Origin of the sequence: Clostridium sp. AM34-11AC (assembly GCF_003435375.1) — a bacterium.
Taxonomy (GTDB): domain Bacteria; phylum Bacillota; class Clostridia; order Lachnospirales; family Lachnospiraceae; genus Pilosibacter; species Pilosibacter fragilis.
Window position 1 is genome coordinate 60334 of record NZ_QWGL01000004.1, and the last position, 14099, is coordinate 74432.

11 protein-coding genes are annotated in these 14099 nt (G+C 50.1%); 1 reads left to right on the forward strand and 10 read right to left on the reverse strand.

Going from position 1 to position 14099, the window contains the following annotated elements:
* Positions 1–2: 2 nt before the first annotated feature.
* From DW826_RS04695 to DW826_RS18200, 9 genes are all read right to left on the reverse strand, one after another.
* The gene (locus DW826_RS04695; RefSeq protein ID WP_015554843.1) at positions 3–1151 is read right to left on the reverse strand and encodes a sodium ion-translocating decarboxylase subunit beta; all 1149 of its coding nucleotides are present in this window, start codon (positions 1149–1151) and stop codon (positions 3–5) included.
* Positions 1152–1189: 38 nt separating this feature from the next.
* A complete protein-coding gene (locus tag DW826_RS04700; protein ID WP_015554844.1) occupies positions 1190–1585 on the reverse strand; it encodes a biotin/lipoyl-containing protein in 396 nt (131 codons plus the stop codon).
* A gap of 21 nt (positions 1586–1606) precedes the next feature.
* Positions 1607–2401 (reverse strand): OadG family transporter subunit, encoded by a 795-nt coding sequence (locus DW826_RS04705; protein ID WP_015554845.1) that lies wholly within the window; start codon positions 2399–2401, stop codon positions 1607–1609.
* A 17-nt stretch (positions 2402–2418) separates the two neighbouring features.
* Positions 2419–3849, reverse strand: a complete 1431-nt coding sequence (locus DW826_RS04710; RefSeq protein WP_242994043.1) for a carboxyl transferase domain-containing protein — start codon at positions 3847–3849, stop codon at positions 2419–2421.
* A gap of 175 nt (positions 3850–4024) precedes the next feature.
* Positions 4025–4927, reverse strand: coding sequence for a YitT family protein (locus DW826_RS04715; protein WP_117552185.1), 903 nt, complete (start codon positions 4925–4927; stop codon positions 4025–4027).
* A gap of 189 nt (positions 4928–5116) precedes the next feature.
* Positions 5117–5770, reverse strand: coding sequence for a fructose-6-phosphate aldolase (gene fsa / locus DW826_RS04720; protein ID WP_117552186.1), 654 nt, complete (start codon positions 5768–5770; stop codon positions 5117–5119).
* A gap of 218 nt (positions 5771–5988) precedes the next feature.
* Positions 5989–7632, reverse strand: coding sequence for a DUF3298 and DUF4163 domain-containing protein (locus tag DW826_RS04730; RefSeq protein WP_117552188.1), 1644 nt, complete (start codon positions 7630–7632; stop codon positions 5989–5991).
* A gap of 337 nt (positions 7633–7969) precedes the next feature.
* Positions 7970–9940, reverse strand: coding sequence for an oleate hydratase (locus DW826_RS04735; RefSeq protein ID WP_117552189.1), 1971 nt, complete (start codon positions 9938–9940; stop codon positions 7970–7972).
* Positions 9941–9962: 22 nt separating this feature from the next.
* Entirely contained in the window at positions 9963–10133 is a 171-nt protein-coding gene (locus tag DW826_RS18200; RefSeq protein ID WP_158552983.1) for a hypothetical protein, read from the reverse strand.
* 197 nt (positions 10134–10330) lie between these two features.
* On the opposite strand from DW826_RS18200, the gene DW826_RS04740 reads away from it, so the two are divergent.
* Positions 10331–11545 (forward strand): 6-phosphofructokinase, encoded by a 1215-nt coding sequence (locus DW826_RS04740; protein WP_252196285.1) that lies wholly within the window; start codon positions 10331–10333, stop codon positions 11543–11545.
* A 227-nt stretch (positions 11546–11772) separates the two neighbouring features.
* Here the strand turns inward: DW826_RS04740 and DW826_RS04745 are convergent, their stop codons facing one another.
* Complete coding sequence (locus DW826_RS04745; RefSeq protein ID WP_117552190.1) at positions 11773–14073, reverse strand: SpoIID/LytB domain-containing protein; 2301 nt, start codon at positions 14071–14073, stop codon at positions 11773–11775.
* Between the last annotated feature and the right edge of the window lie 26 nt (positions 14074–14099).

The following is a 14099-nucleotide window of genomic DNA, read 5'->3' on the forward strand; positions in this document are numbered from 1 at the left end:
AATTAAACTCCGAAGATAGCCATGAAGGTACCTGCAGCAACTGCTGTACCGATAACGCCGGCTACGTTCGGTCCCATTGCGTGCATAAGAAGGAAGTTTGTCGGATCTGCCTCAGAACCAACCTTCTGGGATACACGGGCTGCCATCGGAACTGCGGATACTCCGGCAGAACCGATTAACGGATTAACCTTACCACCAGTTACCTTGCACATGAGCTTACCAAAGATAACGCCGGCTGCTGTACCGAACGCGAACGCGATAAGTCCAAGGATAACGATCTTGATAGTTGTAACTTTTAAGAATCTCTCAGCACTTGTTGTAGCGCCAACGGAAAGACCGAGAACGATTACAACGATGTACATAAGAGCGTTGGAAGCTGTCTCCTGTAACTGTTTAACAACGCCGGACTCACGGAAGAGGTTACCAACCATAAGCATACCAACGAGCGGAGCTGTTGTCGGAAGGATCATACAAACTACGATCGTAACGATAACCGGGAAGAGGATCTTCTCAAGTTTGGATACCGGACGAAGCTGTTCCATCTTGATCTTTCTCTCTTCTTCCGTTGTTAAGAGTTTCATGATCGGCGGCTGAATGATCGGAACGAGAGCCATGTAGGAGTAAGCTGCTACGGCGATCGGTCCCATGAACTCAGTCTGTCCAAGCTTACCTGCAAGGAAGATGGATGTTGGGCCATCAGCACCACCGATGATGGAGATCGCAGCTGCTGCCTTGTCGTTGAAGCCCATGAAAATAGCCATAAAGTAAGCGGCGTAGATACCGAACTGAGCGGCAGCGCCTAAAAGGAAGCTCTTCGGGTTAGCGATGAGCGGACCGAAGTCTGTCATCGCGCCGACACCCATGAAGATCAGGGACGGGAGAATACTCCACTCGTCCAGTAAATAGAAGTAGTGAAGAAGTCCTCCAACACCGTTGGAAGAATCTTCAATGCTCAGCATAATATCCGGATAGATATTTACGAGCAGCATACCAAAGGAAATCGGCACAAGAAGAAGCGGCTCGAACCCTTTACCGATTGCAAGGTAAAGGAAGATACACGCAACTAAGATCATGATCAGGTTTCCTACGCTTAAGTTCAGGAATGCTGTCTGCTGAAGAAGATTCAAAAGTGTATTTTGAATGTATTCCATGTTAATCCCTCCATGTGGAATCTGCAGTCAGCAGAAAATTAGTTTAATGTAGCGAGTGTAGCACCCGGCTCTACGGAATCACCAACAGCAACGTTGATTGTTGCAACAGTGCCGTCCTGCGGAGCAACGATCTCGTTCTCCATCTTCATAGCTTCAAGGATCAGGAGGACCTGACCTCTCTTAACAGCCTGACCTGCAGATGCCTTAACGCCAAGGATCTTACCCGGCATCGGAGCTGTAACTGCTACTGCGCCTGCTGCGCCAGCCGGAGCTGCCGGAGCTGCTGCCGGTGCCGGAGCTGCCTTCGGTGCTGCTGCCGGTGCTGCCTTCGGTGCCGGTGCTGCTGCCTTCGGTGCGGAAGCTGCGCCTGTGAAGCCCTCTTCTACTGTTACTTCATATACATTACCGTTTACTGTGATTGTATAATTTTTCATTGTGATTTCCTCCTGATAATATTAATTCCAGTTTCTGTTAGAAACACGTTTGATGGAGCGGACTACAAGTCCGTTGTCAACAGTCTCTTTTCCCTCATAAGCTGCGATTGCTGCTGTGATCACGGAAACGAGTTCTGTATCATCGGTAAGGTTCTCCTCCTCAGCCGGAGCTGCTGTCGGAGCCGGTGCTGCTGCAGGGGCCGGAGCTGCCGGTGCTGCCACAGGTGCTGCCGCTGCCGCATTTTTCTTTGCTTTCATCTTCGCCTCAAATACGCTGATGTATTTGAACATGCTGATCAGCCAGCTGATGAAGATCAGGACTGCGAATACAACGCCCATACCCATTAAGGTATTCATTCCGGCTTTCGCCATCTTCTCGCCTGTTGTGTAAACCGGGGAGAAGGAAATTGTCTCAACTTTGCTGAGATCTTCGTCCGCGATCAGAGTGAATTCCATCGCTCTCTTCTCGTAAACGGTGTTCATTCTTGCGATATAGCCGTCATCACCTTTTGTAACGACTGCTGTCTCGCTGGAAACGAACGCGCCAAGGTCATCCTTAATGGAATCCCAGGATTTTAACGCATTCTCCATAACAGTATCTTTGTTCTTTACGCTTGTTGCAAGGGCCTGTTCGATGGAAGCATCATCCATCTGGTTGAACAGATCCAGGTACTGCTGGGAGCCGGACTGCATCGCCATTTCGATCTGCGGATCGATTGTTTCAGCGGTGTCAGCGGCTGCAGAGCATCCTGCAAGCGCGAAGAGACAAACTGCCATGCAGAGTGCAAGCCAGATTCTTCTAATTCTCTGTTTCATATTTCAGCCACCTCATATTAGATCGTTCCGTGCTTTTTGGACGGACGATCCTCTCTTTTTGTGAACAGCATCTCAAATGCAGCAGCTACACGCTGTCTTGTCTCGGAAGCCTCGATGATATCGTCTACATATCCTCTCTTTGCTGCCGCAAGTGCACTTGCCTGCATCTCATTATACTGTGCTGCTTTTTCATTGATCAGGGCTGCCGCATTGTCAGCCTTTGTGATCTCGTCAGCATACATGATCTTCACAGCCGGTACTGCTTCCATGACACCGATCTTCGCGTTCTTCCATGCGTATACAATGTCAGAACCGATGGACTTGCTGTTCATGGTAAGACCTGCTGTTCCGTTTGCCTTGCCGACAACGACAGTTACCTTCGGAACGTCAGCGTTTGCGAATGCGTAGGTCAGGCGTGCTGCCGCCTTCGCGATCTTCTTCTCGTTGCATTTGCAGTTCTTGTAACCATCTACATTGACGAGTGTAAGTACCGGGATCTCGAAAGCGTTGCAGAAGTTTACAAATGCTGCTGCTTTCTCACATCCTGCTGCGGTAAGGGCTGCGTCATAAGTAGCAGTCTTCTCGCCGTCTGTATAAACTTCGCTACGATTTGCAACACAGCCAACGGTAGCTCCGTTTAAGCGGATAAATGCCGTTACCATCTCCGGTGCGTAGTCCTTCTTCATTTCCATGTAGAAGCTGTCATCAGAGATCATGGACAGTGCGATGGATGTATCGCCTGCGCAGTTCTCGATATCTGTGCAGATTCTGTTTAAGTCATCCTCACATTCGCTGTAAGACATGTCATCCTCGTTGTTAGCCGGAAGGATGGAAACAAGGTTTCTGATCTCTGTGAAAATTTCTTTCTCGGAGCCAGTCGCGCATACGTTTCCTGTCTCTTTTGCCTGATACTCAGCGCTGGAATTATCAGCATCGTTCTCAGCGATTACAAACGGAGCATTCACAAACATTTTTGCGTCCTGTTCCATAAATGTGAAATCAGCCATTTCAGATGCCACAGCCATTCCGCCGCCGCAGTTTCCAAACACAGCCTGGATCTGCGGGATCACACCGGATGCCATTGCCTGGCAGACATAAAGTTTGCCGAAGCCGTCCAGGGCATCCATGCTTTCCTGGAGTCTAAATCCTGCACAGTCAACCAGACCAACAATGGGTGCGCCCATTTTCATAGCCATACTATAGAGCTTCTCGATCTTCTCTGCGTGCATTTCGCCGATGGATCCGCCCATTACGGACGCGTCCTGGCTGTACACATAGACGAGAGCGCCATTGATCGTACCATAACCGGTAACAACACCATCTGCAGGGGTTTCCTGAGACTGCATGTTGTAATCAGTGCTTCTGGCAGTAATATAAGCACCAACCTCAACAAAGCTGTTGTCATCAAGCAATTCATGAATTCTGTTGATTGCCGACGTTTTTGTCATTTTGCTGTCCTCCATTATTCCTTAAATTGACGAAAATCAAATTTCTGCCTAGTGTAATAATAAACGGATTTGATGCAAAATTCAAGGAGTTTTTCCCCGCCTTAGCAACATTTTTATCCCTTTTCGTCAGAAAAATTTAAGAAACTTTTTTTCTAATGCCTGTCTCGTGATGCAGTTAATTTTTTAAACCTTCTGCTTCCAGATGACGTTTCATCTCAGTAAAGCCCCGCCCGCGGACTTCTCCGACCTGGTGAACCACCATGAATGCTTCCGGATCGATGTCCATCACGATGCGGTTTAATTTCTGAAGTTCCCTGCCGGAAACTACGGTGACGACGGCCATGGACGTCTTTCTTAAGTGCCCGCCCTCGATCTGGAATAATGTGGTTCCACGGTCAAGCTGTTCCTGCACTGCGATATTGATCTCCTCGTATTTCTCGCTGATGATCTTCGCCTGTACCTGCTTTTTGCCCATCATGAGCATCTTGTCCAAGATCACGGTGTAGACCATGACCATGATAATCCCGTAGAGGATCTTTTCCCGGTCGCGGAACAAAAGCTGGGATAAGAGGATCGCCACATCGAAAACGTACATGGACACAGATACCGGGAACTTAAAGCGTTTCTGCAGGACAAGCGGAGGGATGTCCATGCCGCCGGTGGAGGCACCGGAGCGGATCACGAACCCCAGAGCGAATCCGATCATGATCCCAGCAAAGATGGCACAGAGCATGGGATCCGTTGTGAATACGAAGTCTCCCGCCAGGGCGGTCAGGCGGTCAAGGATGAACGGGTAATAAAATGTCGCAAGCAGGGTCGTCGCCGCAAATTTTTTCCCCAACTCCAGCCAGCCGAGACCGAACATGATAATATTGAAGACTGCCACGAAGCCAGAAAGAGGGATCCCGAAGAAATGCTGTGCCATAAGGCCAAGTCCTGTGGTTCCCGCGGCGATCATGTCCAACGGCAGAATGAAGAGGACGACTCCCGCAGCGTAGACCGTGAGACCGAACAGGATAACCGCAGTCTGGATAACGACAGATGCCGCCTTGTTCTGTTTTGTTTCTGATGTTTCCATTTGTTTTGTTACCTTTCTCTTTGTATGCTGTTTATTGTTGTCTATTATTGTTTGTATTGTTTATGTATTTTGTATTATTTAATGTTTCCGCCTTCGCAATTTTTCGCGTTTTCTGTTCTTTCCACTACCTCTTTATCACAGAAAAGCGTACAAAAAAAGGACGCCCGAAGGCGTCCTCATGAATTTTCTTTATTTGCCGAAAACTGCTTCATAGTCTTTACGGAATTTCTCAATTCCCTGGTCAGTTAACGGGTGATGTGTCATCTGCTCGATTACTTTATACGGAACCGTCGCGATATCAGCGCCTGCAAGTGCACACTCTGTTACATGCATGGTGTGTCGTACGCTTGCCGCGATGATCTCTGTCTCGATATCATGGAGAGCGAAGATCTCTGCAACAGTGTCGATGAGATCGATACCCGGCTGGGAGATATCATCGAGACGTCCTACGAACGGGGACACATAAGCTGCGCCTGCTCTGGCTGCAAGAAGTGCCTGGTTGGCGGAGAAGATCAGGGTCACATTCACCTTGATGCCTTCGGAAGAAAGCACTTTTGTCGCCTTTAAGCCTTCCACCGTCATCGGGATCTTTACGACCATATTCGAATGGATCTTCGCGATCTCGCGGCCCTCCGCGATCATTCCCTCCGCGTCAGTTGTTGTTGCCTTTACCTCACCGCTGATCGGTCCGTCTACGATAGAAGCGATCTCTTTTAAAGTCTCAACATAATCTTTTCCTTCTTTTGCGATCAGTGACGGATTTGTTGTAACTCCACAGATCACTCCCATGTCATTTGCTTTGCGGATCTCATCCACATTGGCTGTATCAATGAAAAACTTCATTGGTTCCCCCTCCTGTTTTTTCTAATAATCGTAACTGCCCGGTATTTTCGCAGCTACAAACCGTCATATAAGTCCATTTTAACATGAGGACATGTTTTGTCAATGCATTTCGACGTTTTTCCCGGATTCTGTCCATTCCCGAATGCGTGTTCGTGAACAGATGCAGATCACAGCAGGTGAGCGCGTTTGGTGTGGAAATCCACCAGGAGACATCCTTTTTATCCGGCATACGGGATAAATTCAAAACAATCCTCTTCATACACCCCGTCGATCTCGAATCCCCAGCCTTTATCCGACTTTCCCACCGCCAGACGGCATCTGCGTCCATCGGAAAGCTCCATGTCCACAAAACTTTCCAGATCCGTTGCCCGGACATAATACTTTGTTCCGGCAGGAAGCTTTTCCTCTTTCCCGCTGCCATCCGCGTCGAAGACTGTCACCGGAAGCTCCCTCGTGGATACCAGCGCCGCCTCATCCTCCTTTGAATCGCAGACATTGACTTTTGTATACACATCATTCTCTGCCACCGGCATCCCGCTCTCACCCACATGGAATTTCCGGTAAGCGTCATATGTTCCCAGGGCATCCACTCTGCGGGTAAGGTAAAATCCATCCGAATCATTTAACAGGGCGCCATGAGGACTGTCATTCGATGTACCAACATGGCAGATCTCTTCTCCCTTCAGGTTAAAGACTTCCAGGGTCCTCCAGTCATTCTCACTCTGGATCTCCGTGTAGAGATATGGGTGCCCGTCATCTGTCATGACGATCCAGCCGTCCTGAGGCTGTCCATAGAGTTCCATCGTGAATTCTTCCTTCTTTCCGCCCTGTTCCCGCTCGATCGTGATATTTCTCGCGTCATACCCGTCTGCGGCATCATCAAAATGATAACTCACAGAAGTATCGTTTTCCTCGTGCTCATACGTCACAGTCTCCCATGGACTGATCTTTTCTGCCCAGCCTTCTGAAGCTTTCCCTATATAGTCTGTCTGGAACATCGCTTCATTTCCGGCAAACGGAACCTCCACTTCAACAGCTCCTGCCGCATATGAGGCGATAACATACTGATCAAAATGAATGCACACACCTGTTTTTGTGATGCACCATCCCAGTGGCCCATATCCATCCGTCCCCGCAAACAGACTGTCCACAGTCATTTCATAATCTTCGAATAATTCCTTCTCCTCCTTCTGGTCAGAAAGCTCCTCCTCCACATATTTCCGGAATCCCGGAAGATCTTTTACTACATCGCAAAGTTCCAGCTCTTTTCCTGTCTGCGTATCGAAATTGTGGTATTCCGTCACAGAGCTTGGATGCGCGCCTCCCAGATCATAATATTTCAGCCAGTACATACTGACGACCGTATGGTCGAAGCGGACCGGATTAAATTCATAATTGCAGACATATGACTGCTTCCTGTCCGGGTAATTGTTCCGCATATCCTCAGCTTCTTTTTTATAGGAGGCATACTCCTCTTTATTCTGGCTGACCAGCTTTTTATTCAGGGAAGTGAGTGACTGCTTCAGTGCGTCATATCCGTCCCCCTGAACATAAACCTTGTCACAGCGTGATGTGATGATCGGAGTCTGGTCTGCGTCATCCCATTCCCCGTCATATTCCCCGTTTACCGCGATGGGGATTGGGGCGAGACGGTCCGCCCTGGCATCCACGTCCGTATTCCCGTTCTGATCTGTGCCCGACAAGTTCTCCGCCGTGCTTTCCGGCTCACTTTCCGCCTTGAGTCCTGTCTCGCTGCTCTCCTGTGTCGTCTCCGCTGCCGTATCCACCGTCACTGTATCTTTTTTCTGGCAGCCAGTCATGAGACTCACCGCGATCAGAAGATATAATCCATATTTTCTCATACTTTCCCCCTCTTTATCAATTTTTATAACCTCTCGATTTTATTTGCGTCAGACATGCGGCATTCATGTTCTGTTTCCCTTTGCAGCTGAAATTCACCTGTATCAGGACTATTTCTTTTTACATCCTTATCTTACCGCATACACTCAAAGGAATCCATTTCTTTTCCCTTACGAATTCTTAAAACAAAGCGGAAGAAAACAGAAAGTACAGCGGATCTCCTCTTTTCGCAAAAAATCTCAGCATATTCAGGCATAAAAATACCGGAAACAGGCAGCTTCCCATTTCCGGCATTTTCATTATATTCTCATATATCCATTTTATTCGCGCACCACGCCTCTACAACATCCAGTCCTTAAGGACATCGTGATCACGCAGAAGTTTTCCAACGATCGTCTTATCGATCTTTCGGAGCAGCGGCTTTTTCAACATTTCAAACGGCATCGGAAGCTTCATCTCAAGCGGGGACTTTCCGTCCATGAGCTTCACCGTGCTGTCTAAGAGCTCTCTCACATCATAGACACTGCCCCATACCTCCGGCACACCGCGGTCCACTCCACAGAGTCCGTATACTGCCTCCATGGCGGTACGGACAGAATACTCTGTGGTAAAGATCGTATCTCTCGGAGTCTCCGCAAACTGTCCAAGGAAAGCGGCATTTACAGAACCGTCCGGAATTACATCCGGGCGGTCTCCGGCAGACCTCGGCATAAAGAATGCGGTGATATACGGCATCATGGTCGGTGTGCAGTTGCACTCTTCTCCTGATAGTCTCTCGATATCCTCCACCGGGATTCCGAGATGATACAGCCACTCGGCGGTGATCTCCTTACCGGTACACTCCTTCATGGGTTTCTTCACATAGTCGCCCGGGACATCGGTGAACAGGCTGTATACCCATACACACACCTCGTCCTTCTTCTGATTCTTGAACTGTCCCTGGCGGTTGATGGTCCAGCTCAAAAGCCACTTGGAATCGCGGCAGCTCACGATACCGCCGGTAACAACTTTGCCTGTCCTCGGGTCGCGCTTGCAGATTTTCTTGATCTGGTCGATGATCTCTTCATTTGCGGTGGTGACCGTCGCAGACTCCCAGTTCGTCTTCTCGATATCGGAGCAGAATTTTTCCGGATGACCGAAGGACGGATCCTGTGCTGCAATTTTCTTCCAGAGGCTCCAGCAGCCGCTGCTTCTCACTTCCGCGTCACCCACCGGCGCATGGTTCTGGTCACCGTAGATCGTCCCTTCTGTACAGCTTCCGTTTGTGATAAACACAAGGTCCTTTTCCGTCAGCGGGATCTCCGTGTCCCCGTTCTTCGTGCGGCACTCGATAGCGCGGGCCGTCTTCTTTCCGTCCGTGATCTCAAAGCGGACGTTTGTGACCTCTGTGCCGAACCGAAACTCCACGCCTGCCGCCTCCAGGTATTTCTGCATCGGCAGAATCAGGGATTCGTACTGGTTGTAGCGGGTGAATTTCAGAGCGGAGAAGTCCGGAAGGCCGCCGATATGGTGGATAAATCTCTGGAAGTACCGCTTCATCTCCAGGGCGCTGTGCCAGTTTTCAAAGGCGAACATGGTTCTCCAGTAAAGCCAGAATTGGGAGCCGAATACCTCATCATCGAACACATCCTCGATGGTCTTGTCATAGAGATCCTCATCCTTCGTGAAGAAGAGCTTCATGATCTCCATACTGCCCTTCTGGCTCAGACCAAACTTTCCGTCCGTATGGGCATCCTCGCCGCGGCGCTCTGTGGCACGACAGAGAGAATAGTTCGGGTCATGCTTGTTTAACCAGTAATACTCATCGAGAACGGACGCGCCTGGAACCTCCAGGGACGGGATGCTGTGGAACAGATCCCAGAGGCACTCGAAATGATCCTCCATTTCGCGGCCGCCGCGCATCACATATCCTCTTGTCGGATCATCGATTCCGTCGCAGGCACCTCCGGCGATATCCATGGCCTCTAAGATGTGGATGTTCTTTCCCGGCATCTGGGCATCGCGGACGAGAAAGCATGCCGCCGCCAGGGATGCGAGACCGCTTCCCACAAGGTACGCGGACTTCTCCTCGATTCCCGCCGGCTTCTCCGGGCGGGCGAACGCTTCGTAGTTTCCGTTTGTGTAGTAGATTCCCTTGCTGTTCTTATCATGTTTTCCGAGTTCTGTGTTGCGGTAATCGGATCTGCTTCCATGGGAAGTCTTTTTCATCTTATCCATTTCCATGTTTCCGCGCTTCTTCGCCGCGAGTACCGCTGTGATTCCAGCTCCGGCCGCCAGAACTGCTCCGGCTTTCCATCCTTTTTTGCTCATCGTTTCTGGTTTCCTTTCCTGTTTATTTCATTTCTACATTCCGTATCATGTAGTTTTCATAACTATATTGCTGCTTTTGATAGTAATCCTTTCCACGGGCTTTGTCAAGCTTTCCATTCAAATATTTTGAACGCAAAAGTTTTTTCTGCGCTTCCCGCCTTTTATCTTCTCCTTTTTTCTGATTTTCATTCAAAAAGTACCCCGCCCGCTGTCTCTATAGGGGCAGCGAACAGGGTACTAAAAAGGGGAGGATAAGTATTAATCTTTTTCTTTTGTACTGGTCATAGGATTGCCCGTTTTTCCGTTTTTATACATTCATCATTGATTTTCCATACACATTTTTTTATAATAAGCTTACGGAATACATTCAGATTGGAGAATACAGAAATCATGAAAAATCTTGTAATCGGACAGTCCGGCGGACCTACCGCCGTCATCAACGCGAGCCTTTATGGTGCGGTAAAAGCATTCAGGGAATCCGGCGCGGACGGACATGTTCTCGGAATGATCAACGGAATCGAGGGATTCCTCGCTGACCATGTGATGGACCTTTCCACAGACCTCTCTGACAAGGAACTTGAGCTCTTAAAGCTCACTCCGGCCGCATACCTTGGTTCCTGCCGTTATAAACTTCCGGCAGATTTAGACAGTGAAGTTTACCCTGCGATCTTCGATAACTTCCGTGAGATGAACATCGGATACTTCCTCTATGTGGGCGGAAACGACTCCATGGATACCGTGGACAAGCTCTCCCGCTATGCGGAGAAGATTGGAAGCGATGTGAAATTCATCGGAATCCCGAAGACCATCGACAACGATCTTGTCCTCACCGACCACACACCGGGCTTCGGAAGCGCCGCAAAGTATGTTGCCTCCACCGTCCGCGAGATCGTCCTCGACGCCTCCGTCTATCAGCAGAGATCCGTCACCATCGTCGAGATCATGGGACGCCACGCAGGATGGCTCACCGCTGCTTCCAGGCTTGCAAGAAAATATGAGGGCGACAACCCATGCCTTATCTACCTCCCGGAGACTCCGTTCTCCTTAGAGCAGTTCTATAATGACCTGGACGCTGCATTCAAGAAATCCCCGAACCTCGTTGTCTGCGTCTCCGAGGGAATTGCCGATGAGGGCGGCACCTTTGTCTGCGAGTACTCCGACGCAGCGAAGCTCGATTCCTTCGGTCACAAGATGCTCACCGGCTGCGGTGAGGTCTTGGAAAGCTTTGTCCGCGACAAGTTCGGCGTGAAAGTCCGCTCCATCGAGTTAAATGTCAACCAGCGCTGCAGCGGCATGATGGTATCTGAGACGGATATCGAGGAAGCTGCCATGGCAGGCGCTGCCGGTGTGAAGGCAGTTCTCGCCGGGGAGACAAAGAAGATGATCGCCTTCAAGCGTGACTCCGACATGCCGTACAAGATGCACTGCACACCGGAGGATGTAAGCCTCATCTGCAATCAGGAAAAGAAATTCCCAAAGGAATGGATCAACGCGGCAGGAAACGATATCACCGATGACTTCTCAGCTTACGCTCTCCCGCTGATCCAGGGCGAGCCGAAGCGCGTGATGGAGAACGGGGTGCCGAAATACCTGTACAGAAAGTAAGTTTGGTATTATCACCCATAACCGCGAATTTTAACAAAACTCTTCAACAAAAGCAAAAGCCCGTGAAAACATGCTTCCACGGGCTTTTTCCTTTTCTTTCCTTGGTAAGAACTCTCCCACTTCCTGTCCCAGACTTATTCAAGATCGAAACAGCCCTGCACCGCTGCCAAACGAAATCCACTTTTCCATTTAACTGCTGCACAGAGCTGTTTATTTTTCATATTCCATTAATTCACTTCACTGATATCCATCAGCCCGCACCCGTCATAGAAGAACTTTAAAATCTCCTGGCAGGTCTTTCCCTGCTTTGCCATGCCCTGGGCACCGTTCTGGCTCATGCCGACACCGTGTCCGAAGCCGCCTCCGTAGATTGTGAAGGTCGTCACCTGATTTTCATCGGTTCCGTTGTTCTCGATATAGATGAAACCGCTGGGAAGTGTATCCCATCCCGTAGATGTGGAACCGTCTTTCCTGTTGTATACAAGTGATACATTTCCGAGAATGCTGCGGATCCTGCTCTGCCCGGAAAATGTCTTGGAACCTTCCGTTCCAACGACCTTCAGGGTCTTCGCGTATCCACCCGCTCCCCTGGATGTGATCGTAAGTCCCGTGATCCTGCCGACCCCGCCGATCTTTTCGTCCAGGATCGTGCTGGTGGTCTTCGTGTTCCAACGGAACATCGGGAAGTCAGAGTCGTAGGCATCTGTGTTCTCGTCCTTGATAAAGCTCTCAAAGGCCTCGTTGGATGTCAGATCCAGCTTCTTCGCCTTGTTGTTGATCGTGACTGCCCTGAGGTACGGCGTGTTGGACGCATCCGCTCCCCACACACTTCCGTCGGTTCCATGCCCGTCAGATGTGGAGTAATAGAACGCCTCGATGGGATCCCCGTTGTATTCCAGAAGCTGACCAAAGGTCTCATTCACAGCGGTATCCGTGGAATCGAAGGTCAGCGTGTTGTTGTACACCTGGAAATTCGTGCTGTCATCCACATGGGCACCGTAGGTCGAGTAGGCATTGCCCTGAATCTGCCTCCATGCGTAGGTTCTCGCACAGACCGCCTGGGCCTTCAGCGCCTCCAGCTCATAAGTCGGCGGCATCTCGCTCGGTGTCACCCGCTTTAAATATTCCTCGAGATCCACCTCGTTTAAGAGAAGCAGGCCGTCGCTCTCCTCCGTGATCTCCATATGTCCCGGATAGACGGGCATTCCCTGAGCGCGCTCCAGACTGTGTACCGTGATCATTCCGCCTTCATTTGCGGAACGGAATGTGAGACGCCCACTTGCGACCCTTGAATCTCCCGGTTTTATCGTCACCGTCTCCCCTGCTGCGATGGACTCCGTCTTTGCATCCTTCTCATCTCCGTACTCCAACACTGCCATGGAGTCGCAGGAAAGTGTGATCGTATCATGGAACAGTGACTTAAATCCGTTCGTCATGATAAGCACGCGGATCATGTCGATATCCGGTTTCTCCGTCGTCAGGGCCGCACAGATCTTTCCATCCGCCACCACAAATTCCTGCATGTGGTAGCCGACGAGAATATCCTTCTTCTGCTGTTCCCTGAGAACACCGTAGGTCCGATAGATCTTAAACTGATCCGCCAGCGGCACGCTGCCGTAGCCGTCGATCTCAATCTCTGTGTCGCGGACCGCAAGGACCGTTCCGGTGATCTTCTCTTTCTTCAGCACCAGTCGTTTTGGGGTTCCGCCCTTTAAGTACAGATCTCCGATCTGACCGGAGATCTCGCTCTCATCCTTTAAAACTCCCTTTACCGGAAATTCCCTCTGGATATTTCCGATAAAGACCGTCACTGTCTTTCCGGAGAATCCCGAGATCCAGGCATTCTCGTAGACGATCTCGTCCGAGACCATCTCCTCCACCTTTAAGATCTCATCGTCTCTCGCCAGAAACCGGATCTTCTGATCAATATATCCGTCGAGGTAAAGTCCCTCAAACTGAAAAATACCGTCCCTCGTGTAGGCTGTCCATGCAGGCGCACCATCCACATTGTCCGGTGTTCCGTAAAGGTCCGTCTCCACCTCGGCCACAGCTCTGTCCGGATCCACCGCCGCGCGGAACGCGTCATAGAACTTCCAGAAATTCTCACTGGAGACCGCCTTTTTCGCCCGGTCACCGGAATCCACATAAGAAAGGAGCGCATCTGTTTCCCCTTTTCCCTCTTCCGATGCCTTTTTTGCCCAGTCTGAAAGAACCGCGTATGTAACTGCGGACGTAGCGCTCCGCTCGTCCGCTTTGACCGATCCGCTGTCAAGATATCCCTGACCATAGAGGTAGTCCATATATTTCACATACCACTGGTCCGATAGATCTTCATCAAAATTCGACGTCTCCGGCGCATTTTCAAGAATTCCATCCCCCGACTCCAGTGTCAGTGCCACCGTCCGGGATGCCGCTGCCAGGGAGACTCCATCCTCTTCCCTGTCCAGAAGTACGATCACGATCAGCAGAACCACGATGAACGTCGTGACTCCCGCCATCCAGTTTATCAGTTTCCTTCTCTCGTTCATAATTCCTTTCCCGACCAGAACCAGCT